Origin of the sequence: Agarilytica rhodophyticola (genome assembly GCF_002157225.2) — a bacterium.
Lineage (GTDB): Bacteria > Pseudomonadota > Gammaproteobacteria > Pseudomonadales > Cellvibrionaceae > Agarilytica > Agarilytica rhodophyticola.
In genome coordinates, this window is sequence record NZ_CP020038.1 from 1074501 (window position 1) to 1097975 (window position 23475).

Annotated in this window: 19 protein-coding genes; 16 read left to right on the top strand and 3 right to left on the bottom strand. The window is 40.9% G+C overall.

Annotated elements, in window-relative coordinates; all coding sequences use genetic code 11:
* The first annotated feature begins 757 nt into the window (after positions 1-757).
* Positions 758-3823 carry a S8 family serine peptidase gene (locus tag BVC89_RS04590; RefSeq protein WP_245929341.1) on the top strand — a complete coding sequence of 1022 codons (3066 nt, stop codon included), beginning with the start codon at positions 758-760 and terminating at the stop codon, positions 3821-3823.
* A 112-nt stretch (positions 3824-3935) separates the two neighbouring features.
* Here BVC89_RS04590 and BVC89_RS04595 read toward each other — a convergent pair whose 3' ends face one another.
* The gene (locus tag BVC89_RS04595) at positions 3936-4571 is read right to left on the bottom strand and encodes a YiiX/YebB-like N1pC/P60 family cysteine hydrolase (protein WP_086930066.1); all 636 of its coding nucleotides are present in this window, start codon (positions 4569-4571) and stop codon (positions 3936-3938) included.
* A gap of 86 nt (positions 4572-4657) precedes the next feature.
* Here BVC89_RS04595 and BVC89_RS04600 point away from each other — a divergent pair, with 86 nt between their 5' ends.
* From BVC89_RS04600 to BVC89_RS04620, 5 genes are read left to right on the top strand one after another with little or no spacing between them, the layout of a single operon-like run.
* The gene (locus BVC89_RS04600) at positions 4658-5128 is read left to right on the top strand and encodes a DMP19 family protein (RefSeq protein ID WP_086930067.1); all 471 of its coding nucleotides are present in this window, start codon (positions 4658-4660) and stop codon (positions 5126-5128) included.
* A gap of 8 nt (positions 5129-5136) precedes the next feature.
* Positions 5137-5388, top strand: coding sequence for a hypothetical protein (locus tag BVC89_RS04605; protein ID WP_086930068.1), 252 nt, complete (start codon positions 5137-5139; stop codon positions 5386-5388).
* Between the two features lie 49 nt (positions 5389-5437).
* Positions 5438-5680, top strand: coding sequence for a hypothetical protein (locus tag BVC89_RS04610; protein ID WP_158657781.1), 243 nt, complete (start codon positions 5438-5440; stop codon positions 5678-5680).
* A 21-nt stretch (positions 5681-5701) separates the two neighbouring features.
* On the top strand, positions 5702-6205 hold the full coding sequence (locus BVC89_RS04615) for a hypothetical protein (RefSeq protein WP_086930070.1): 504 nt from the start codon (positions 5702-5704) through the stop codon (positions 6203-6205).
* A 4-nt stretch (positions 6206-6209) separates the two neighbouring features.
* Positions 6210-6998, top strand: a complete 789-nt coding sequence (locus tag BVC89_RS04620) for a hypothetical protein (RefSeq protein ID WP_086930071.1) — start codon at positions 6210-6212, stop codon at positions 6996-6998.
* 120 nt (positions 6999-7118) lie between these two features.
* Here BVC89_RS04620 and BVC89_RS04625 read toward each other — a convergent pair whose 3' ends face one another.
* Positions 7119-7829: a hypothetical protein gene (locus BVC89_RS04625; RefSeq protein WP_086930072.1), complete on the bottom strand. Its 711-nt coding sequence runs from the start codon at positions 7827-7829 to the stop codon at positions 7119-7121.
* Between the two features lie 343 nt (positions 7830-8172).
* Here BVC89_RS04625 and BVC89_RS04635 point away from each other — a divergent pair, with 343 nt between their 5' ends.
* The 5 genes from BVC89_RS04635 (at position 8173) to BVC89_RS04655 (ending at position 12789) form a co-directional block, all read left to right on the top strand.
* Positions 8173-8592, top strand: a complete 420-nt coding sequence (locus BVC89_RS04635; protein WP_086930074.1) for a hypothetical protein — start codon at positions 8173-8175, stop codon at positions 8590-8592.
* A 201-nt stretch (positions 8593-8793) separates the two neighbouring features.
* Entirely contained in the window at positions 8794-10596 is a 1803-nt protein-coding gene (locus BVC89_RS04640) for a bifunctional helix-turn-helix transcriptional regulator/alpha/beta hydrolase (RefSeq protein WP_086930075.1), read from the top strand.
* 192 nt (positions 10597-10788) lie between these two features.
* Positions 10789-11340, top strand: coding sequence for a hypothetical protein (locus tag BVC89_RS04645; RefSeq protein WP_086930076.1), 552 nt, complete (start codon positions 10789-10791; stop codon positions 11338-11340).
* 12 nt (positions 11341-11352) lie between these two features.
* Complete coding sequence (locus BVC89_RS04650) at positions 11353-12222, top strand: hypothetical protein (protein WP_086930077.1); 870 nt, start codon at positions 11353-11355, stop codon at positions 12220-12222.
* Positions 12223-12225: 3 nt separating this feature from the next.
* Entirely contained in the window at positions 12226-12789 is a 564-nt protein-coding gene (locus BVC89_RS04655) for an outer membrane beta-barrel protein (protein ID WP_086930078.1), read from the top strand.
* 154 nt (positions 12790-12943) lie between these two features.
* Here BVC89_RS04655 and BVC89_RS04660 read toward each other — a convergent pair whose 3' ends face one another.
* Entirely contained in the window at positions 12944-15673 is a 2730-nt protein-coding gene (locus BVC89_RS04660) for a TonB-dependent receptor (RefSeq protein ID WP_086930079.1), read from the bottom strand.
* Between the two features lie 823 nt (positions 15674-16496).
* Here BVC89_RS04660 and BVC89_RS04665 point away from each other — a divergent pair.
* From BVC89_RS04665 to BVC89_RS04685, 5 genes are all read left to right on the top strand, one after another.
* Positions 16497-19025, top strand: a complete 2529-nt coding sequence (locus tag BVC89_RS04665; protein ID WP_245929342.1) for an esterase-like activity of phytase family protein — start codon at positions 16497-16499, stop codon at positions 19023-19025.
* A 246-nt stretch (positions 19026-19271) separates the two neighbouring features.
* The gene (gene egtB / locus BVC89_RS04670; RefSeq protein ID WP_086930080.1) at positions 19272-20534 is read left to right on the top strand and encodes an ergothioneine biosynthesis protein EgtB; all 1263 of its coding nucleotides are present in this window, start codon (positions 19272-19274) and stop codon (positions 20532-20534) included.
* Positions 20535-21497, top strand: a complete 963-nt coding sequence (egtD, locus tag BVC89_RS04675; RefSeq protein WP_086930081.1) for an L-histidine N(alpha)-methyltransferase — start codon at positions 20535-20537, stop codon at positions 21495-21497.
* On the top strand, positions 21490-22386 hold the full coding sequence (locus BVC89_RS04680) for a PhzF family phenazine biosynthesis protein (RefSeq protein WP_086930082.1): 897 nt from the start codon (positions 21490-21492) through the stop codon (positions 22384-22386). The genes egtD and BVC89_RS04680 overlap by 8 nt, the downstream gene beginning before the upstream one ends.
* On the top strand, positions 22379-23287 hold the full coding sequence (locus tag BVC89_RS04685; protein ID WP_086930083.1) for a LysR family transcriptional regulator: 909 nt from the start codon (positions 22379-22381) through the stop codon (positions 23285-23287). The genes BVC89_RS04680 and BVC89_RS04685 overlap by 8 nt, the downstream gene beginning before the upstream one ends.
* Positions 23288-23475 lie beyond the last annotated feature (188 nt).

Consider the following 23475-nt stretch of genomic DNA (forward strand, 5'->3'; position numbering starts at 1 on the left):
TGTCTTATTAACGATCTCCTTTTTCATCACTTACTTATATTCGGAGGGTGTCTCTCGCTCTCGTCATATCGAAAAAAACGTAAATTTTATCCCTTAATAAAATTTTGTTTAAAGTTTTTAATGTCATTTTTGTGTTCTTTTTGTCATTGTTTGATGCGGATTTTTGACGTTTCGTGAGGTGTTTTTACAACTTTAGAATCATTCCCCGATTTGCTAAAAATAATATTTTATATTCCCTACTTTTCCAATCAATATTCGCCTAGATTAGCTTCCTAAAAATCATAATGAAATTCAAAAAAAGTCTTTAATATAAATGCTTTTACTAGTAGCAATGCATATAAAGAATAAAATTTTGCGCTTAATGGAGTGTGCTAATAAAAAAGCGGAAAAAATTTTTTTAATGAAGAAATATGATTAAAAATATCATTCTTAATGTCATTTTAAGTCTGCTAAGTCGTCTTTTTTTTAAAAGTTTCGGCCAAGTAAATTAAATTTTTTTTGAGGTTAAAAAAAACTCCTCGTTATGTATCTGGGTGAGCGTAAATTTGTCGCAGACTACTTAAAGTTCGTTACTGTTTGGCTTGCCTCATCATATATAAGTAATCACATTAAAATAAAAAAAATGAAGGAAGAAAGGACGGCTAAGAAAAGGCGACGCGAGTTTATGTGACTTACTGCAATTGTAAAAAATCACGTAATTTTCTGTTTAGCTCTTGGCTACTGAGATAACTAACTATTTAATTATAGGACTGAACCCATGAAAAGATTTATTACGCCAATATTAGGAATGGCCGCTCTTGCGACGGCTGTTTCCGCACTGGCGGCAGAATCTACACTTAAGTTGTCAGACTTAAATTCCAGTGTTGTTGCACCGAGTAAAACTCAAGATTTGCACATCGTTATGTTGCGCAGTCAATCTTTGATGGAGTACAACGGTGGTATTAGTGGTATGAAGGCCACTAAGCCTGCTACTGGTAAGAAAATAGACCCTGAGAGTGAAAACGTTGAGCGCTACTCTCAATACTTGGAAAACTTACACGAGAGAATTCTGACTTCAGTAGGTTCTAATACCAAAGATAAAGTATACACCTACCGCTTTGCTGCTAATGGCTTTGCTGCCAACCTTACTCACGATCAAGTAGAGCAGCTGCGCGCAAATTCTGAAGTTGTTGCCGTTTACAAAAACGAAATTTTAAAGACCCAATCAAATAGCTCTCACAAATTTATCGGTTTGACTGATGAAGGTGGTGCTTGGTTGCGTGGATACACAGGTGAAGATGTTGTCATCGGTGTTCTAGATACTGGTGTTAATCCAGAAAACCTCGCATTTGCTGATGTGCCTACTCCTGCAAATGGTGCGACTGGCGATTTAATTCCTTACGGTCCAGTACCAGCATCTTTTACCGGCAGTGGTTGTGAATTCGGTAACAACGAATTTAATGAAAACGACGGTGATTTCACTTGTAATAATAAGTTGATTAAAGCGGACTACTTCGTACAGGGTTGGGGAGAAGACAATCTTGCCACCACTGAATTCTTATCAGCACGTGACAGTGATGGCCATGGTAGTCATACAGCTTCTACTGCTGCGGGTAACTATGGTGTTGCCGCTGATATCAACGGCGAATTCCGAGGCGATATCACGGGCATGGCGCCACGCGCACGGGTTGCTGTGTATAAAGTGTGTTGGCAGAGTGACGTGGATGGTCCAGATCAAGATGATGATCCAGATGCAGGTTGCGCAAGTGCTGACTCAATGGCAGCTATTGACCAAGCCGTTGCCGATGGTGTTGACGTTATTAACTTCTCAATTGGCGGTAGCTCTACTTCTTTTGGTGGCCCAGATGATCTTGCTTTCCTACGCGCAGCTGACGCTGGTGTTTGGGTAGCAACGTCACAAGGTAACAGTGGTCCAGGTGCTGGTACTACCGGAACGCCTTCTGGTGTGCCTTGGATTACTGCTGTTGGCGCGGCTCAAGATGATCAAGTATTCGGTACTGGTCTTGAGGTTTCTGCTCCAACTTCGGTCGCTGATACTTTCGCTGCACTTGAAGGTGGTGGCGCTGTTTCAATCGAAGACACTGGCGCTATTTCTTCAGACGTAGTGCCCGTGCTACCAGCAGATGGTTGCGCTGCGATCACTAATACTGCGGCGGTTGACGGTAAAATTGCGCTTGTCATTCGTGGCGGATGCGGTTTCTTGGACAAGTATAATAACGCTGCGGCGGCGGGTGCTTCTGCCATTGTAGTTTATAACGATGGTACTTCGCCTACACGTATCGACCCAATTTCCATGGGTGGATTCGATGGTTCTGAAACTATTCCTGGTGTAATGATCGGCTTCAATGATGGTGATGCTATTGCTGCAGCTCACGCTGCTGGTGATGCTGTGACTGGTCTATTGTCTCCAGAGATTTCAATTCCACAAGTTGACCGTATCGCTGGTTTCTCATCTCGTGGTCCAAACGGTGGTGCGCCAGATATTATCAAACCAGATATTGCTGCCCCTGGTGTAGAAATCTTAGCAGCAGGCAGTGCCCAGCCAAATGCTCATGCTAGAAGTGGAAATTTTGCTGTATTAAGTGGTACTTCAATGGCGAGCCCTCATGTTGCCGGTTTGTTCGCATTACTTAAACAAGCCCATCCTGATTGGTCTCCAGCTATGGCTCGCTCTGCAATCATGACCACCGCTCGCCAAAACTTGAGAAAAACTTTCCAAGATAGAGCTGCAGATCCTTTTGATATCGGTGCTGGTGCGGTTGTACCTAACAAAATGTTTGAGCCTGGCTTAGTATACGATGCAGGTTTACCTGACTACTTAGCCTTTACTTGCGAAAACAATGTAATGTTAACTAGCATTGAAGTTTGTGCCGCGCTAGAGTTTGCCGGTTATTCTAAAGATGCCAGTAACCTTAACCTACCATCGATTGCAGTAGCAGATCTTCTTGGCTATCAAATCGTTCGACGTACCGTAACCAGTGTTGCTAAAGGAACTAATACTTTCACTGCAAGTTTCGATGCACCTCAAGGTATTGAGATGCTAATCTGGCCTGACACTATCACGCTAAGAGAAGGTGAAAGTGCAGAATTCCAAGTACTTTTCCAGGTGACTGAAGATGCTGTCATGAACGAATGGGCATTTGGTTCTATCCAATGGTCTTGGGATGACGGAGTGGTTCGCAGCCCAGCAGCTGTTCGCCCTCTACTGCTAAGCACACCATCAAGCTTAGATGAGACTGGTACTGATGGCTCAGCTTCTTTTGACGCGTTAATTGGTTATGACGGCAGCTTTAATGTTGCTATGAACGGTATGGTTGAAAGTGTTGTTAGCGCGAATGAAATTGAAGATGGAGGTAGGAATCAGTCTGATGTGTTTGTCATTCCAGAAGGTGTAACTCTTGCTAGATTCTCCATGTTTGACTCTGAAGTTGGCGATGGCTCAACATCAGATGATATGGATATTCGTGTATTTGGCCCAGATACTGCCGGATTCCCTCTGCAAGGCAGTAGTGCTGGCGGCACTTCACAGGAATCTGTAGAAATTGCTAATCCTGCACCTGGCGTTTATATAGTCGTTGTCGATGACTTCGCAAGTGCTGAAGGCCCAACGACTTATGCTGTGCATAACTTCAATCTTACAGGTGGCGACAGTGGCGCAGCTACAGTTACCACTACCAACAGTGCAACTAGTGGAACATTTAATAATGTTAATATCTCCTGGTCTGACTTAACTCCAGGTAGCCGCTACTTAGGTATTATGACTTACAGCGACGGTGCAACACCACTTAACGGTTCCACTGAAGTGATGATTAACACCCAGTAATTTAGTATCAATATACTGAAATGATAAAAGCCCGCATTATGCGGGCTTTTTTATGAAGTGCTTTGCAAAGTAAGAAGGGCAGTTTTATCTACTTCCATGTTTGATATGAACCTTAGAAAGAAGAATAGATAAGCTCAAGCTGAAGTGCTTTAGATAAATCCACAGGCGTAATCATTTTTCTATTAATCGGCACTGTTCCACCTTCAATAGATTTGATTAACTTTTCATATTTGCCCCAATGTAACTCACCTAGTTTAACTAACTTCCCCATTCTCAAGCCAGTCGCGTCATTAAACGCTTTATAAATAAGTTCTGAACAGTAAATACTTTCATCATCCATCCTATACCTAATATCATATGGATGATTTAAATATTTTTGCGTTGCTCGGATAAACTTCGGAATATATTTTTGATACTTTGACTTCAGTCTAAAGACATCGATACTATTATTTCTTCCTCGCTCGATAAATACTGATAAATCAGTATCGTGCACACTCTCGATAGCTTCTCTTACTTTCCATCCTGTTGAAGTACTAATGACTATGCCAACATGGGAGTAAGGCGATCGCGTAGCACCTTCTATTGCATTTGCAATGTCCCCATTTGGTAATGATTGAAAGATTATGTCTCCTTGTAACGGTACATATTCATCACTGGCGAAACTGCCGATACAGTATAAGGTATTGAAAGCCAAAGAAAATGTAAGTAATACTACTTTAAGCATACGTTCAGACTTTAAGACATTCATATAGTTATCTTATCCAATTCAGTCAATATTATTGCTAGCTTACCATATGTTACTATTTATACTTTGTAATGTGAGTATTGGAGTCAATGAGTAACAAGAGATTCACTATGGAAGATATTGATGATAGTTGGCTAAACCTTACCGAAAAATATGTAGAGAAACTTCATGCCAATGAAAATGTTTGGGCGAGCTTAACCTCTAATGAGGCGGAATTAGCCGCTCTTTGGAAACTAGAAACGGATATGAATAATGGTGGGTTTATGCAGTTCTTTTGTAACTGGGGATTGGAGTGTTATGAAATTGCTGTGCGAGGCTTACAAAAAATAAAGGCCGAAAAGATGCGCGCTATTATAGAGGCCGAGTTTGCCATCGTTGATAGCACATATGAAATAAATAAAAATAGTATTAATAGTTATTCTGATATAGGTAAATTTATATCAGAACAAGATTTTAAACGCCTAGATGAGTTGGATGAGTGTTTTTGGCAATATCCTGAAAGTATCAGTGAGTTGGGCTTGCAATACTATACTCGGTATTCCGATATTAACGGTGCTTAGTGAAAAATATGAAGATATATAACGAGTGCCTCAACGATTTAATGGATTATTTTATTTTGGCAGATATATATCATTTATCTGAGTTCGCAGAAACTAATGAGCTCAGCGATAACCTTATGTGTGAATTTACGTCCAATCAGAGTGGCGATAAGGCGGTGAATGAAGGCATTATTTTGCCTATATGTGGCATTGAAAACTACCCTTATATAGTTTGTTTTAATATGTCTGCTCCATCTATTTTTTTCTGCTTACAAAGGTGATATACAACATCAAAAAAATGGTTATATATTAAATGTATCTAGAGGAAAAGTGTATTTACTTACTATGCCTTTGTTACAGGCCTGGAGTAAAAATTTAGAGGACATCGAATCGAGTAGGCCATTTTTTGAATTAGAGAACGGCTGGTATGAGGTCTCCATTAACTGTGGTGAAACCTTACAAGAAAGTGGCTGGGAACCAACGATAGAGTTTAATTTTAATTATAAAAGTGAGCGTCCTAGTTTTAATGCTAATTTAGAATACCGATATGCAGTACATTGCCGAGAATACTAGTGCTAACTGGATCTTGATAATATGAATCTTAGCAAAGAAATACTAATGTGGGATGGGAAGTCTGCTGATAGTATAACGTATATTTTTAAAAAATATTCTAAAAAGTCTTTATTTGAAAAAGATTTAATAGACTTGATTTCTTCGGAAGATACCGACAAGGGGGCTTCTTGGCTATTAAAAAAATGGCTAGAGTCAGGTAATAATCTAGCGGAGAAGGACGTGAAAAATTTATGTGGTAAGTTGCTTGAATTACAGAACTGGGAAACAAAGCTTCATATCTTACAATCTTTACCCTATCTTGATTTTAATAAAAGTGAATGTTTGACTATATATGCTTTCTTAAAAAGTAGTTTAACAAACAGCAATAAATTTGTTAGAGCATGGACATACAATGGCTTCTATGAATTAGCAGCTCGCTTTCCTGAATATACTGAAGAAACAAAAAAATATTTCGATATGGCGATGAAAGATGAAGCAGCTTCAGTAAAAGCAAGAATTCGAAAGATACTTAAACGTGGGTTTTAGGTATATGAAGTTATTACACAAGATAGCTAAGTTTAGTTTTCTTTATCACTTCATCATAATTTTCTTTTACTTTTTTCTAAGCAGCTGTGTATTATTTGATACTAGCCTGCCTGTTTTGGGTAAAATTGATGAGAGTCATTATACTGCACCAAAACAACAATTTAATTGTCCATTAACGGGTAATAAACTCTTAGGCTTAAATGACTTTCCAAACGTGATCGATGCTTTGCGTGTTGTTCACAAAGAAGATATTCCTCTCTCTCAGCGTTCACCTAGTGATACTCGGCTTACGAAAATAGTGAAAGATGAAGTTATGCCAGCGGCCACAGTTAAATTTTACTACAAGTCAGGTACCTCAGTTGAAATTACCAGTGGCCGGCGTTTTCCTTCACATAGTGATGAGATAATACTTTATTCTGGTATGACAGGTGGCGTTGCCTGGCCCTTTTATACTCGTGAGTTGGAGTCATCTATGAAGCATATTATGAGTTTACAACTGGTGCCTTGGCACCATGAAAAAGATGTGTACATGGGAATTAGTGCACTGGCTGCTTATAAAAGTGGACGGGGGCCTGATGCACAACTATGGCTTATTAATAATATTGCCAATAAAAATGTTCATCATCATATTATTATACGCCTACCTATCACTGACTACATTCCGGCAACTATAGATCCAAGAAATCTTCCTGCTATCCGTGATGATATTGGTATACGTGTAGATTTACAGTCTGATCTTTTTAATGCCGCTAGTGCTTGGCTACGGCGATGTGAGTTTTCAAAGGAAATTTAATTAACAAGACATTTTTGATACTTTAAAAATGAAAGGAGGGTGAATTATATTCACGCCCCTTAAGTGTTATTTCTTATTCTTTATTAGTCATTGTGTTTCTATTATTTTGTCTATTTTCCATTATTCTGTCTCTATTGGAGGACATGCCATAAAGCGCTCGTGACGGTCAGTATGGTAACTATATCTGCGCCCCTTTGCTTCTAGTATCATGCCATAACCACGAACATTTTTTTGCTTCTTTGCCCCTTTACTGTCCTGATAGTCTGGGCACCCTAAGTCTTGATCAGGCCATGTCACTGACTTTATCGAGATAACTTTAACCTTTTCGACAGACATTGACAGTCTTTTCGCTAGATCTTCCTTCACTGTATTAGAAATTACTTCGATTTGTAATTTTTGAGGTTTAACTTGAGGCTGGTTATGGACTTTTCTTGATTTAGTGCACACAAAAGCCCGTGTGCCGCCTATATGTACATTGTAATGAAGTCCCTGACTTTCCAATTTTGCGTAGTAGCCGGGCACGACGACCTGAGGATAATTAATACCCGGTCTAGGACATCCAATGCTAGCGTCGGGCCATTGCTTTTCGGTAAAGCTAACAACTTTGATATCGTCTGTCAGTCTATTCTCATCTTGCGACAGGTGTATTCTCAAGGCGTCAATAGCGCTTTTTTTCGCTTCTTCATAAGTCATGTCAGTACCTGCAAAAGATATACTCGACAAACATTGGGCCAAAAGTGCAAATGCTAAAAACATACGCTTTCCTAGCATTCCTTGCCACTGCAATAAATGATGAAATAGATAACTTTGACTATTGTTACGACATTGCATAGTTGATTATTCCTAGATTTGCCTAAAATTCTTTATTTTTGTTTGTTTGTGCTCACTAACAAAGGTGGTGTCATGCTAGATATTGAAACGATTGGCATGCCCCAGACCGTAACAAGCAGTGTATTCATTTACACTTGCTTGCTTTTTAACAGCTATTATATAGACGACAACTTTCTTCTTGGAATGGCCAATTGTGGAAATAACAAGACAGTGTTGATGATAAAGAGAGCGTTTATTTGCCAAATTGATAGCGGCAACAGGCCCAAGGTACGAAAATGTGGGGTAAACTAGCCCCTGGGATATTAGCTCAACGGGCTTTTTGTTTGATATATAAGGAGAACCTGTGAACGCAGTGAATGAGGATTCTATCGAGTGTCTGGCGCAAAATGTTGAGGCCATTGATGAACTGCTGCTAAACGCTGAGCAGCAGCTAAAAAAAATAGGCCAGTATGAAGAGCTTGGTCTTGTAAGTGATGAGTCAGCGCCTGAATATTCGTTGTTAATGGATAGTTTTAATACCTTTAGCCCTATCGACCAGAAAATCGATATCTACCGAAATCGCTTTACCATGTGGAGTGAATTAGATATAACAGTCTACCAAAAATCTGAAGTGACACGATCTCTAGGACAGATAAAACGTTTAACATTAGTGACACGAAATATTTTGCGCATATGCAGAAAAGTCTTAGGTTTTCCTGATCCAGAACGGGAACAGGAGGAATTGCAAATGCAGCTTATGATGATGGGCCAGCAGTTTAAATAAGAGGCGTCTTTAAAACTACTACTTTGCTTACTTGGGAAGCGCGGTAGCACAATGCACGATAAGAGTTGGCGCAGGTCGCATATAAACTCATATAGAAATTAATTTAGAAATAAAAATAGAAATTAACGTAGAAAGACTCATAAGAAGTTTCACAAAGAGTCTTATAAATAGAGGGTACTGCAGAACGCATGGAGATAGTTCATGGAGAAAGTTGAAGTCGAACTTGATTCGGCATCAATGATCAGTCTTATCTACGAAACGGCAGAGCATGTTGAGCTGTGGCCAAAGCTGCTTGAAACCTGCTCGCAGGATTTGCAGAAGCATCTAGAGCTTTACGATGACGGTAAGACTATGAGCTCCACTGAAGAGGAACTCAATATTCATGTTCAGCGTGCGCTGCGAATGAATCTTCGCATTGACCAGATGCAAAGTGAGATTGGTACGACCAAAAACCTACTTGATTCTCTACCGATGGCAGTGATAACCGTCAGCGAAGACGCGCGAGTGGAAAACCTCAACCGCCTTGCAAGAAAGGTTGTGTCTGAATCGCAATTTCTAAGCCTTCACAACAACACTGTGGTCGCGGATAACCAAGCAAATACTAAAAAGTTACTGGATATTATTGCTTTCGCTTTAGGGAAAGAGAAGCCTCAAAGCCAACAGCGAACCCTCAAATTAGGTACAGGTAAAAACAGTGTTTCTATCTTTGCAGTAGAAACAGCAAATAAGCTTGAGGGGGACGGGGCGACCTTATGTACACTATTTGTGGTAACCAACTTTCTTTTAGACGATTCTTTAGTAACTCAACTTTACGATATGTATCAGCTTACCCCAGCAGAAGCTAAAGTTGCACTCATGTTAACCAGTGGAGATTCACTAACCCAGATTGCTGATAATAATGGCGTTAGCCAAAATACGGTTCGCAACCAGCTGAAGTCTATTTTTGCGAAGACGAATACCAAACGCCAGCCTGAACTGGTAAGTTTAATTTGGTCTACTCCCACCGTGGTTGCCGATAAAAACCTGTTGTCTACGGGTGTTCACAAAAGTATTTCTATCGATGATGAGCAATATAAGTCCTTAGAGTTAAGAGACGGGCGAGCGTTACGCTACTTTGAAGTAGGTGATCCACTGGGGAAGCCGGTACTTTATGTACATGAGATAGTGGTATGGGATTGGTGGAACCTTGTGGGTCTTGATAATATCGGACGTCTTGGTATCAAGCTTATCGTTCCATGTCGCCCTGGTTTTAGCGGCTCGTCTGCAGATCCTCATGTCTCAATCGAATCTTGGGCGAAGGATGTGGATGAACTTTTAACACATCTAGATTTACAGAGGTTTTATTTACTGGGGCATTCCTCTGGTGGCCCATACGCTGCGGGTATCGCCCATTTTTTAAAAGAGAAATGCATTGCTTTGAGCTTAGTAAGTAGCATGGCTCCGATCATACATTTGTCTGATATTAAGTTTGTTAAACCACCAATGTCCCGTTTACTTATGGGCTTTGCTAAAAATACTCCGCGTATTTACCGCACTTTTTTTAATACAGTATTAAAAACAGCATTTGCCAACTCGCTTGATTATATTCAAATGTACGTACAAAACTGGTCCGAATATGACCGCAAGCTGGCAACCCAAAAAAATGTGCTCGATAGTATAACGCGCTGTTTCCGCCAGGCCGTTAAGTCTGATCCATTTGGTTTGATTAATGAGTCTATTGTCTTAACCAAGCCTTGGGGCTTTGAATTACAAGAGCTTGCCGTGCCGACATACATATGGCGTGGGGAAGATGATCGAGCGGTGCCGCAAAACCTTGCCGAAAAATTATTTTCTATTCCCGGTCATCAAGCTCGTACTATACCAAGGGGCGGCCATCTTATTATCTACTATCATTGGCAGGGCATCATCGAGTCTATGATTCGTCAGCATCACTCTGTATCAAAGACGGGTGTCTTTCCTGCTGTATCAGTCTCAGAGACTGATAAGTTATCACTCACGATTTAAAGCCTGTGGCTTTTCTAACTATCTCTTAATTCGAACAAGGCTATGGTAACGGTGATTTTGTAACCGTTTGTATCTGCTTTTAAACACTATAGTCCATTTGGGTCATGCCTTAAAATTCGCCCTGCGATATATTGACTGCCATATACGGATTGTCCCTTTTTTTGATATAGATATTAACCATGAGACAGCATAATGAGTCAGCGCCGTTTTTCTTTGAAAAAATCATCTTTTTTATTAGTTATTTGTTTTTTATTTTCTTATTCATGTCTTGTTTTATCGACCGCTGCAGCGGCACAGAACTTTCATGCAGATGTGGGTATTGGCAGTGTTGCGCCGACTAACTCGGGTTATGAAACTGGCTATGCTCTTGATCATGCCATCGCATATGAGCATTCTATTTTTGTTTTTCGCTTAGGTGGCATGTTCCTAGGAAGCATTGAGCCAGAGGATGCAGCTGAAGATACAGAAATAGACATTGGTGGCGTGTATCTTAATGTCGCTGGGGTTATTGAGCTTGCGCCTGTAAAAATAGAACTTGGAACTGGTGTTTTATTTTCAGAAACTCGTGCTGACTTTATGGGGCGAAGAGTTTCTGAAGAATCGGATCAGAGTCCTTTTGCTGGTGTTAAGGTGATACTGGGTATAAACAAACTCGTCTCTTTACAGGCAGACTGGAAATATATTGATGATGTGACCGGTGGCAATTTAAATGTTGTTAATGCCGGTGTTCGCTTTTCTTTTTAACAGGGTATGACGATGAATTTTCCAACAAGAGTCTTAGGTTTTACTTTGCTATGCTCATTAACGCTAGCAGGATGTGATGACGATGATGATAATAACGTTTTGTCGGACACTGTTAGCACTGGGCAAATATATGCTACGTTTCAAGTGGTCTCGGATGGTAATGACGAGGTTTTTGTTGAAGCGCAATTGACTAAGGGGGTTCCCCCTACACAGAACAATCAACGAGAGAGCTTTGTACGTTTAGTAGACGGAGACCAGCTTTGGCTGTCAACTGGAGAAGATATCAGCCAGATAGATTTATCTGACAATGTTTTTGACGGCGTTAAAGCGCTAAGCGATACTCAAGTGCGCTTTGAAGAGCGTAGAACTGAGCGAGAGTCCTACCGTCTATCGTTTCTGTTTTTATTTGATCGCGTTATTCTTAGTGATTTCGGTGATTCATATTCCGCTGAGCTACCCAATACCTCTTCACGATTTCGTATTTCTTTTTTAAGAGACGATAGTCGTAATGCGACCGATTCTTTTGTTGATCTCGCTGAGCCTTTCAGTGTTGTTTCTCCATCGGTTAATAGTCGTTTTAGTCGCAGTCGTGATGATATTATGGTCGAGTGGGACAATACAGATAGTGAGTCTTCCGTTGAAATCGCAGCTAATCTCAGTTGCCCTAATGGAAGTTTTTATGAATATACTTCTACCATCGATAATGACACGGGGATGTTTGTTATTGGCGCTGGAACTCTGGATCAGAGTAATCTTCAAGGTATTTGTTCTACTACCTTAAATGTACGAAAAGTAAGAACAGGTCAATTTGATCCGCGTTTTATCGGTGGCGCTGTTAATAGCTACCAAGTACGTAGGGTTGTTTTTAATTTAGAGAGTTAAATCATGTTTGTAAAAAGATTTTTATTACCGCTAATGGTAAGTAGTGCGCCTTTATTGTGTCAGCAAACTATGGCTGGCGAAGCCTTTATTATGCCTGAAGTAGGAAGAACTGAAATTAAGTTCAAACCAGACGTTGTATTACCAGGGTTTGATACGGAGGTTTTAGGCGGAGCAGTCGGCTTCGTTGCAGGCTATAAGTTTGATAGTAATTTCTTTGTTGGCGCTAGCCATTCTTTTTCGTCAAACGATAGTTTCTTTGAAACCTTTGATCACTACGACTTACGCGAGTTTGGTTTCACAGCAGGTTACGCTTTGCATATATCAGAGCATTTTCGTATTGTGCCTGCTGTGGGTTTTAATTCTTACACTATCGATTTCGACGAAGGACGCCTTTTTAATCCCGGTGAGGAAGACTCCCGAGAAATTGACGGTGAAGATTTTTATTGGCGAATCAACGTCGAAATTCCATTTACTGAACTGATACAAATGAACTTTGCTTACATTGATGGAGACTATGATTTTGGTGACACTTCGTCCCTTAGGGTAGGGCTTAAACTTTCGTTTTAATGGAGTGTTTAAATGGGGCGTTTTAAATCCCCATTTTAAAGAGCTTGTTTTAAACGACTCTACAAGAAAGTCTACTGAGCAAAAAAACCGCGAGAAGCTTCGCAAATACCTCTCGCGGTTAAACTCCAGTTTCTAGACCGGAGGAGAATGTATATTAAAACTCAGTTTTAAATCGAATACCAGCAGTTCGTGGGGTATTGATAAATGCGATGTTTACAAAATGATTAATGATTTGTTTTTGAGCATATCCTTCTTCTGTTAAATTTTGTACATATGCTTCAAGTCTGTACTGACCATTATCGCCAAAGTTTGTACCTGCACTTGCGTTCCATATAAGTGTCGCATCCACCTCATCATTGAAAAATCGTCCATCGCCAAAAGCGTCTGCGCTGGCAGAACCACAGCAAGTGATCATTTGCTCAAGTGGAATTTCTTCGCCTAAGTTGTTGTAACCACGATTGGCAAAAGGAGTCGCGTGGAAACTACTGCGATAAGATGCGGTAAGTGTCCAGTCGACGCTGCCCCAACCTACATTAATATCTTGACCGAAATTAATAACGGCCGTTACATCTGAAGCGTTAATTAGAGGATTACCCGACACATCGATATTAGGTGCACCAACTTGCGTTGGTACGCCATTAATATCTATTGTCTGGGTAGTTTGACGTCCATCAAGCGTTGTGCCTTCTTTAATTTCCGCTTCGTTTAATAGGATGTTCCAGCCTAAGTTAAAGCCTGCCGGCATATCCAATGAGCCATCAATTGTTAGACCTATAATTTCAGACTTACCTACATTGACACTGACTTGCTGAAGATTAGCCGCAACATTCGTTGCATTTGGATCAAATCCGCCATCACCCGCGACTCCAACTTGAAATACTTGATCGTCATATTGGTAATAGAACGCGGCAAGATTAAGTGTCATCGACATATTATTAAAATCAAAAGTATTTTTTGACCCTAATTCAAATGCGGTGAGCTCTTCTGGATCAAACGTTTGTGCCAATGGCTCTCCAGCTGCATTAAATACTGGAGTATTTACGCCACCGGCTCTTGTCCCTGTAGAAACGGTTCCATAGACAAGACCTGCGCGATCAGAGTCCCACTCAAAACCAAGACGCCAATTTATGTAATCGTCTTCGTATACGCCGTTAAAAATCCCACTACCGGAAGGTGAGGTAAAAGTTGTGGATATAACACCGCTGGCAACATCTAATGGTGTGCCAGCCGCCGCGTGGGCAGCGAGAATATCTCCCCAGGTATCGCGCCCTCCAAAGCGGCTTACGAAGGAATTAACAAAATCGTTTGCATTTAAACCTGCTGCGCGAGGATCGCTTAGCGTTTGATCTCCTGCACGAACCAAGTCAAAGCCTGGTGTACTTAGACGTAAAAATGACGAGTCTAAATCATTGTAGACTTCGCTGATGTTACCGTCGCCATCTAAGTCAGTAATATCGGCCAGGTTACCAATATTGACTTGTGCTTCCCACCAATCAAAAGTTTTTTCCTCATCGGTATAACGTACACCACCCTTAACTCGAAAGGTATCTGTTAATTCGTAAGTCGCATCGGCATAAACAGAAAATGATTCTGCATCGGCGTTAGTAAGATCCGGTCCCCCTAAGTTCGTTAAGCCTGTTGCTCTATCTGAAGTATCCCATCTAAATTCATCTGCAGACTCATCTGATATAAATATACCGGCAGTCCAGTATAAAGCGCTCTCATCATCGTTAGAGAAAAACCGTAACTCAACAGTAGATGTTTCGTTGATGTCAGAAATCCAGTTGGTATTGTAATTATCGTTAGCCCATCGACCGACATTAATAATATCATCAACGTTTTGAATTTGATCTGTGGCAAAACCATATTGGAAGGGTCGTCTTGGATTAACTGTTAACCCTTCAAATTCACGATAACTACCAATTAATTCGGCACCGACTAAGCCGAAATCAAAATTGAGTGTTAGCACAAATGAGTCGATAACATTATCGACACGGCCTTGAGTTTGAAAAAATTGATTCCATGGATCATCCAAGTCATCAATAGTTTGGCCTGTGCTAAAGAGTTGGCCACCAAACTGACCTGGAAAGCCAGAGCCCCCCATCGTCATATGATCATAAACAAAATTACCCGAAAAAAGTTCTGTTTCCCAAAGCAATGACCAACGTAAAGCTTCTTCATCTTCTGAGCCAGTTCCCTGTACATTATCAGGGCCTTCGCCCAAACCTGCATTGGAATAGTAGTCATCGTGTTCTCTTGCAAAGTAAGCAAATCGTGTTGCTACAGTATCGTTTAATGGAATGTTAAGAGCCGCTTCAATTTCTTGACTGTCGTAATTACCTACACCTAAAGTAAACTTTCCTCCAAGGTTATCGAGCTCCGGTAACTTAGGTAAAATATTAATTGAGCCTGCTGTGGCATTACGGCCACGCAAAGTTCCTTGCGGTCCTTGATTCACTTCAATTCTTTCCAGATCAAACATCACCGGACCTAAACCGCGAGTTTTGGGGATGTAGGCACCATTATAGTGAACCGCAGTTGGCTGGTCTGAAGACGGGCCATTTGCTTGAGTGCCAATGCCACGAATATAAATTTCTTGGAAGCCTTCATTAAAGGATATTTGTAAACCGGGAACCACCGCTTGTAAACTTTGAAAGTCTGCCCCGACTCCCGCTTTTGCTAAATCATCTTGACTAAATGCTTGCGCTGTTCCAGCAAAGTTTTGTAAAGATTGTTCGCGACGGTTTATTGTGACAATAACCTCTTCCACTGAAGACGCATTATTATCTGATGATTGAGCAAACACCGGTGAAGCCATCAGTGTTGCGGATATCATACTTGCAGTAGCGCTAGTAATGCATTGGGACAAATAGTTTTTTTTCATAATTATGCCTCCCTGCGTAATTCGCAGGTTGAATTACAAACATCACACAGATAAAGCGGGATGTTTAACTTGATTGAGCGACGTGGTTTAAGACAGCAAACTTGAACCTATAAAGTTATTATTTTTAGTACTCTTGTTAATTTAGGACTTACTTAGATGTTCAGACAGCTAAAAACATTTAAAGGGGTTTCCAAGAAAACGATTCTATTAATGCTGAATACTTTATTCATAGGCGATTTTTATACCTATGTTTAAGCGCACGATAGATAAAAGTTTATATTTTTTAAATAAAAGTGCTTACTAAAATTTTTGCTTTTAGCACGCTTTTATGTATCTATGTCGTGTAAAAGTATTATATCAAGATGTATATACTTTAAGATGCTGAATAGGTATGTACTATTTATCTAGTGTTGCTATATTCCGGATTAGTAGTTGTTGGCCTGTGAATAATCTTAGGTTTTTTACAATATTACTTTTTTAAATATCATCGTAAGTATTACTTTTCCATAAGTGTGGCCTTTTAACGAAGCAGTATTAAATGGTTCTGTATTCTTGATCATTTGAGTGAATAAGAAGTAGCTAAAGCAGTGTTAAATGTTTCTATAACGTAATTACTTACAGCTAGCTATCTGCGACCTACTATTTAGAAACCACTATTTTTAGAAACCCTTATACGAGTACCTTAAGCGCTTGCATAATCATCCGTCGTTGTGATCGCTTAGGCCTTAGTTGTTGGTCTTATTATAATCAAGTGGCGTTCATATAACTGTCATTTATTCTCCTCAAAATAGCGCTTTAAATTATATGATATGGGGCGAAAACAGTGTTTATTTACAGTAAAACAATAATATCTACAGCAATGTTATCTGCGTTTGTCACGCTTGCTGGCTGCGATGGGGACGATGGCAGTGCGGGGGTGCAAGGCCCAGCAGGTATGGATGGCCGACAAAGCTTAATCACGCAAACTCCTGTCAACCAAGGGGATTCCCAGTGCTTTCAAGGTGGAACTAGGATAGATTCGGGGCTAGATGCTAATAATAATAGCGTCTTAGATGCCGATGAAATTAACGATACTTCTCATATTTGTGCGCCAACGGTGCTTAATGAAAGGCAAAACTTTAACCGTGTTTCGTCTTTTTTAGTGTGCTCACAGATTGATACTGATTGCGATACCGACACTGAGACAGCCGCTGAAATTATTGCCGCTAGTAGCGATGGTATGAGTTTGATATATACCGATAGCCCGGAAAATCAGCTGGGTTTTGTCAATATTCGCGATATTTCTCAGCCTTTGGCTGCGGGAACTCTCAATTTATCCGGTGAACCTACATCTGTTGCCGTCAAAGGCGCTTACGCTTTGGTAGGAGTGAATACATCCACCGACTTTATCAATGTTTCGGGCCAACTTGATGTGGTTGATATTACTAATCAGACGATTGTGCGCAGTCTAGATTTAGGTGGCCAACCAGATTCGGTTGCCGTTAGTCCTGATGGCCAATTTGCGGCGGTTGTTATCGAAAATGAACGCGACGAAGATTTGGATGATGGCGCTCCCCCTCAGTTACCCGCTGGGAGTTTTGTCATTGTGGATACTGCCGATGCAAATCCAGCTAATTGGTCAACTCGTATGGTGGATTTAACCGGTGTGGCAGACTTATATGCTGCTGATCCAGAACCTGAATATGTTGATATTAATCAGAATAATGTTGCCGTTGTAACATTACAGGAAAACAACCACATCATTTTAGTAAACCTTGTTAACGGTGAAATCGTAAACAATTTTCCTGCAGGTTCAGCAGATTTAGTTGCTGTTGATTTGACAGAAGGCTCGCCTTTATTTATTGATCAATCAGAAAACCAAGATAATGTGTTACGTGAACCAGACGGTGTCGCGTGGATTAATAATGAATACTTTGCAACAGCTGATGAAGGAGATCTAAATGGAGGTAGCCGTGGTTTTACAATCTTTAATACTCAGGGTGATGTTGTGTGGACGGCCGCAGAGAGCATTGATCATTTAACGGCACGCCTAGGTCATTATCCTGATAAGCGTTCGGGAAATAAAGGTAACGAGCCTGAAAATGTTGAAGTAGGTATTTATGGCAACGATCGCTATCTATTTGTTAATTCAGAGCGCTCGAGTTTAGTCTTAGTCTATGACGTAGCTGATCCCTCAAAGCCACGATACAAACAAGTACTACCTGCTGCTGCTGCACCTGAAGGCGGGCTTGCAATCCCCGCGAGAAATTTACTGGTGGTTGCCAGCGAAGAAGATAACCGTGGCGATAAGCTGCGCTCTGCCATCAATATTTACCGCTACGATCATACACCAGCTTCTTATCCTACTTTGTACTCGACTGATAGAGAAGACGGCTCGCCCATTCCTTGGGGGGCAATGTCAGGGCTTGCTGCCGATCCGTTAGTTAATAATACCCTCTACAGTATTGAAGATAGTTTCTTCAAGTCCACGCGTATTTTTACTATTCAAACAGCAAAAGATGAGCATGCTGCAGCGCGTATTACCAGAGAAACTCGAATCAGTGATAGTAATGATGTATTCGCTACATATCCGGCAGCAAACTTAGTCGACGCTTCAGTGAATGATGACGATGCCAGTCGTGTTAATGTTTTTGATGAAGCTGATTTGCAACTGATGATTAATGAAGACAAAACAGTCAATATTGATGCGGAAGGTATTGCTAAAGCTGCGGATGGTGGTTTTTGGATTGCATCTGAAGGCAGTGGTACAGTCAATGACAGCAACCGTCCAATTAACTCGTTAAACTTTATCTTCAAAACTGATGCCAATGGTGTTATCGAGAATGTTATCTCTCTTCCAAGCGGTGTTAATGATATGCAGCTGCGTTTCGGTTTTGAAGGGGTTGCTGAGTACGATAACAAGTTATATGTGGCATTCCAGCGTGCCTGGGGAAGTGAGGCTAATCCACGCATTGGCATTTATGACTTAACAAATATGACCTGGAGTTTTGTGTTTTATCCTCTAGATGCAGTTGAATCACAGAATGGCGGTTGGGTTGGCTTATCTGATCTAACATCTATCGGTAGTGGGGAGTTTCTTCTTATCGAGCGCGATAATCAAGGTGGTCCAGATGCGGCAATTAAACGTCTTTACAGCGTTGATCTTTCTGCTGCAGTTGCAAACAGTACGATTAGCAAAACATTAGTGAGAGACCTAATGGCGGACCTGCGCGCACCGGGTGGTTTAATTTATGAAAAAGTGGAGGGTTCAGCAGTAACCGCCGATGGTAAGGTTTATATTATCAACGATAACGATGGTGTTGACGATAATAGCGGCGAAACTCAACTGATTGACTTAGGCTCACTATTATAATGTCACCTAAGTTGCTTTATAGGGTATATGTTCGATAAAAATTTAATAAATGTGCGCATTCTTTTGAATTTTCTTACAGATATTGCCTATAATTGGCTTGGCGTGTTGCATGAATGCAACACGCCCAACAATATTATTTTATTCAGGCGATAATGTTATCCACCAAATAAATAGCAGTACCTTTAAAGTACTCGATGGCAACCATAATACTGGCTTGCTAACTTATAACTCTAACAATAGGGGGATATGGTGGTTCATGATCGCTTGTTAGATTATTACAACCAGGTTCGTCAGCAGACAGTAGCCCTTACCAAAGGTCTTAGTGCAGAAGATTTAACTGTGCAATCGATGCCTGATGCAAGCCCTGGTAAATGGCATCTTGCCCATACCTCATGGTTTTTTGAGACCTTCATCCTACAAAAATTCATGTCGCAGTTTCAGTGGTTTAATCAAGACTACTGTTATTTGTTTAATTCTTATTACGATACTGTTGGTGCGCGTCATGCTAGGCCTCAACGGGGTTTACTCACACGCCCAAGCTTGGATGAGGTGCTTAATTATCGTCAGCATGTGGATGCTCATATGCGCGAAGTGCTCACTGATCGAGCAGAAGAGGTGGAGGCGTTAGTTACAATCGGCTTACATCACGAAATGCAGCATCAAGAATTATTCCTAACGGATGTGCTGCATATGCTCTCTCATAACCCAATGCATCCGGCCATTATTTCGAATAACAATGAAGTGCTTAGCCAAAGTGCTTCGACTATGAATATGTTGAGTTTTGATGGTGGTGTTATCGAAGTTGGTGCTCTCACAGAAGGGGATAACACTTGGCAAGGCTTTAGTTATGACTGTGAGCAGCCACGTCATAAGACGTTATTGCAGCCTTTTAAATTAGCTTCACGTTTAGTCAATAATGCCGAGTGGATAGCTTTTATTGAAGATGGCGGTTATGACGACTCTCTGTTGTGGCTATCAGATGGTTGGGCTCGTAAAAATCAAGAGCAATGGCAAGCCCCTTTGTACTGGCGCAAACTGGAGAGCAAGTGGTACCAATATGGTCTCAATGGTTTGCGAGAGCTTGATTCCACAGCACCTGTTTGTCATGTGAGCTATTACGAAGCTGAAGCCTTCGCTCGTTGGCAAGGTAAGCGTTTGCCTCGTGAACATGAATGGGAACTGGCTGCACACAATAAAAAAATTACTGGTAATTTCTTAGAAGCTAATCGGTGGCGCCCTCAGCCCTCAGCGCCTAATAGTGAAAGCTTTAGTGATATTTATGGCGATGTATGGGAATGGACGCAGAGTGCTTTTTCCCCATATCCTGGCTTCGATCCAAAGCAGGGTGCCCTTGGGGAATACAATGGCAAATTTATGTCAAATCAGTATGTCTTAAAAGGTGGTTCTTGTGCGACGCCAAGTTGGCAGATGCGCGCAAGTTACCGCAACTTCTTTTACCCACACCAGCGCTGGCAGTTTACAGGCGTGAGATTGGCGGAGGATATCTAAATGCCTGAAGCGGCTTTACGCAAAGCTGAATATTCGGTTGAGCGAGATGAATTCTACAAAGATGTAATCGATGGACTGACAAAAAAAACTAAGACCCTTCATCCAAAGTATTTCTATGATAAAAAAGGCTCAGAATACTTTGATCAAATATGCGACTTAGATGAGTATTATCCTTACAAAACAGAATTAGCTTTATTGCCAAAAATAGCTGCAGATGTAGCCAAGTTACTTGAAGGTGAATATGCACTAATAGAATTTGGTGCTGGTTCCTTATTGAAAGTTAAGCCTTTATTGCAAGCGGTAGAAGGAATTAAAAAATTTATTCCAATTGATATTTCAGGGGATCATTTGCGTGAGTCATGCCTCGATTTAAGCAAAGAATTTTCCAAGCTTGTTGTCTCGCCTATTGAAGGAGATTTTTGTCAACCTATTGAAATTGGTGATGTAGGCGGCTTGGAAAAAATAGGGTTTTTCCCTGGCTCAACTATTGGCAATTTTAAGCCTGACGAAGCTAAGGCCTTTCTTGCCAATGCGCGTACTACATTGGGTAAAAATAGTTACATGATTATAGGCGTGGATACTAAAAAGTCTCCCGAAAAATTACATCGGGCATATAACGATAAAGATGGGGTGACTGCTAAATTTAACCTTAACATTCTCGATCGTATCAGTAGCCATTTTGACAGTGTGGTAGCGAAAGAAAAGTTTGAGCACTACGCCTATTACAATATGTACAAAGGCTGTATTGAAATGCACTTAGTTTGTCTTGAACCTCATATATTGTATCTCGATGACACTGCGGTTGAATTTGAAAAAGGCGAAAGTATTCATACAGAAAGTTCTTTTAAATACTCCCCAAAAGAGTTTACAGCTCTGGCCCAAAGTGTTGGCTGGCAGGTCGAAAAGTTGTGGCTGGCACAAGATGATATGTTCAGCACTTTCTTATTAAAAAGTAATGCATGACATAAGCTTCTCGCCGGTAAACTGCCATTTGGTCACATCGTTTACTGGCGAGCAATGCCAAGGAAATCAGCATTTAGTTTTCGTTGAAACAACATCTATTTCGCCTCAGCTATATGTATGTCAGACTGGCTGTAGGGATTACTACGTAGATATATCTCTTAAACTTTCACCCTATATTATTGTTTTTCTCTGCTTATCTGAAAATAAAAATGATGGTAAAACAAGAGCTGGCGCTCGATTCTTTCAGAACGGGCGTGAAATACTTCGCTGCGGTTCTGGCAGTGTTGCAGTAGCTCATACCTTATTCAAAATAAGGGCACATAATAAACCAGGAGATGCCTTTTGTTCTCTTGTAACTCCAGGGGGCAAGGTTGAAATTGGCTGCAAAAATAACGAGGTATTTTATCTAAGCCCTGTTTTACCTTTGTCGACCTCTTATCAAAAGCGCGCGTGGGGTAATGTTATTAATAAGCCTATAAAAGATGTCATTCTTGTGGGCTCTGAAAAAGATTACTGCATACTCGAACTTTATAACAGAAAAGCGGTCAAGCAATGCATTATTAACACGCAGCAGCTTATCCGTTTAAGCCGCCGAGCTGTAATCGTAACGGCTCTTGGAGAACACTGGAAGCACGACTATGTTATGCGTTACTTTACGCCACAATACGGTCAGTATGAGGATAAAGCCACTGGATCTGCCAATGCTATGTTGGCGCCATACTGGCAGGAGAAATTAGCTAAAACTAATGTTCGTAGTCGGCAGTTGTCTGCAGCGGGAGGAATGTTGCGGATTGAACAATGTGGTAAGCGGCAGAGAGTGTTTGGTAAAGCAGGTTCTCAAGCATTGCCGGTTAATATAAAAGGTATAGTTGATCGCATACATGAATAATCGCAATATGAATTGGGACACAATTAAATTGTTTTTGGCTTTGCATCGCGAAGGTTCAGCCCGGGCTGTTGCCAATGAGCACTTGTTAAGCCCCTCTACGGTTACCCGACGTATTAGCGAATTAGAAGATGCTCTAGATACCAAACTATTTAATCGGTTGCCCTCCGGATTTAAACTCACAGAGTCGGGACAAGAATTGTTACTTGTTGCTTTAAGGATGGAGGCTGATGCCTATGAGATTGAGCGCAAACTACTGGCTAACAGTGGCATTATGGAAGGGGCAATTCGCTTAACCATTCCCAACCACATAATTGTTAAGCCACTCATGGAGTCTTTATCATTATTTTCACGTGAGCATAGCCAGGTCGACTTAGAAATAATTCCTTCTTACACTCCGTTTGACTTAAATAAAGGAGAGGCTGACATAGCTCTGCGTATTATGCTGAAGGGAAGCTCGCCACCGGATGAGCTTATCGGCACAAAATTAGTCGATGTTTATAGTGCCGTTTATTGCTCCAAACGTTATGCGCAAACCCAGGATTTAGGTAACGCCGATGAGTCGAACTGGATTGGCTGGGACGATGAAAGTCGCTACCCAGACTGGGTTTTATCCAGCTCATTTCCACATCTACCAATTAAACACCATATTAATGATCCTTTTATGCAGCTCTATGCTGCCAAGGCACATATGGGGCTAGTGATGATGCCTTGTTTTATGTGTGATCCAGAAATTGATTTGGTTCGTATCCCCCCTCATGAAAAGTGGCACCGCTTCGACTTGTGGATGTTATCTCACCCTGATCTTAGAGATACGCTTAGATTCCGAGAGTTCAGACGTTTTTTGCGGGAGCAGTTTGAGGAAAACCTGGGCGTTTGGCGAGGCGATAACTATTGCCGCTAACAACCACCTTCAGCCACTGTCTTTACCTATCACTACTAATTATTTGAGAAAAGTATTTGAGAGTCTTAGTGCGAACAAGCCGTTAGATATAATTTAAGCACTATTTTCGTATTCTTTCTCTAGTCATTTACAGCTTTCGGTATTGCAACTAACGCTTTTGTAAACACTCTAGCAATTACTTTTCTCCC

Excerpts from the sequence above, each read along its gene's own strand:
- BVC89_RS04595 (WP_086930066.1), bottom strand. The coding sequence starts at position 4,571 with ATGAATGTCTTAAAGTCTGAACGTATGCTTAAAGTAGTATTACTTACA.
- BVC89_RS04655 (WP_086930078.1), top strand. The coding sequence starts at position 12,226 with ATGTTTGTAAAAAGATTTTTATTACCGCTAATGGTAAGTAGTGCGCCT.
- BVC89_RS04685 (WP_086930083.1), top strand. The coding sequence starts at position 22,379 with ATGAATAATCGCAATATGAATTGGGACACAATTAAATTGTTTTTGGCT.
- BVC89_RS04620 (WP_086930071.1), top strand. The coding sequence starts at position 6,210 with ATGAAGTTATTACACAAGATAGCTAAGTTTAGTTTTCTTTATCACTTC.
- BVC89_RS04650 (WP_086930077.1), top strand. The coding sequence starts at position 11,353 with ATGAATTTTCCAACAAGAGTCTTAGGTTTTACTTTGCTATGCTCATTA.
- egtD (WP_086930081.1), top strand. The coding sequence starts at position 20,535 with ATGCCTGAAGCGGCTTTACGCAAAGCTGAATATTCGGTTGAGCGAGAT.
- BVC89_RS04615 (WP_086930070.1), top strand. The coding sequence starts at position 5,702 with ATGAATCTTAGCAAAGAAATACTAATGTGGGATGGGAAGTCTGCTGAT.
- BVC89_RS04590 (WP_245929341.1), top strand. The coding sequence starts at position 758 with ATGAAAAGATTTATTACGCCAATATTAGGAATGGCCGCTCTTGCGACG.
- BVC89_RS04660 (WP_086930079.1), bottom strand. The coding sequence starts at position 15,673 with ATGAAAAAAAACTATTTGTCCCAATGCATTACTAGCGCTACTGCAAGT.
- egtB (WP_086930080.1), top strand. The coding sequence starts at position 19,272 with ATGGTGGTTCATGATCGCTTGTTAGATTATTACAACCAGGTTCGTCAG.
- BVC89_RS04600 (WP_086930067.1), top strand. The coding sequence starts at position 4,658 with ATGAGTAACAAGAGATTCACTATGGAAGATATTGATGATAGTTGGCTA.
- BVC89_RS04640 (WP_086930075.1), top strand. The coding sequence starts at position 8,794 with ATGGAGAAAGTTGAAGTCGAACTTGATTCGGCATCAATGATCAGTCTT.
- BVC89_RS04645 (WP_086930076.1), top strand. The coding sequence starts at position 10,789 with ATGAGTCAGCGCCGTTTTTCTTTGAAAAAATCATCTTTTTTATTAGTT.
- BVC89_RS04625 (WP_086930072.1), bottom strand. The coding sequence starts at position 7,829 with ATGCAATGTCGTAACAATAGTCAAAGTTATCTATTTCATCATTTATTG.
- BVC89_RS04605 (WP_086930068.1), top strand. The coding sequence starts at position 5,137 with ATGAAGATATATAACGAGTGCCTCAACGATTTAATGGATTATTTTATT.
- BVC89_RS04680 (WP_086930082.1), top strand. The coding sequence starts at position 21,490 with ATGCATGACATAAGCTTCTCGCCGGTAAACTGCCATTTGGTCACATCG.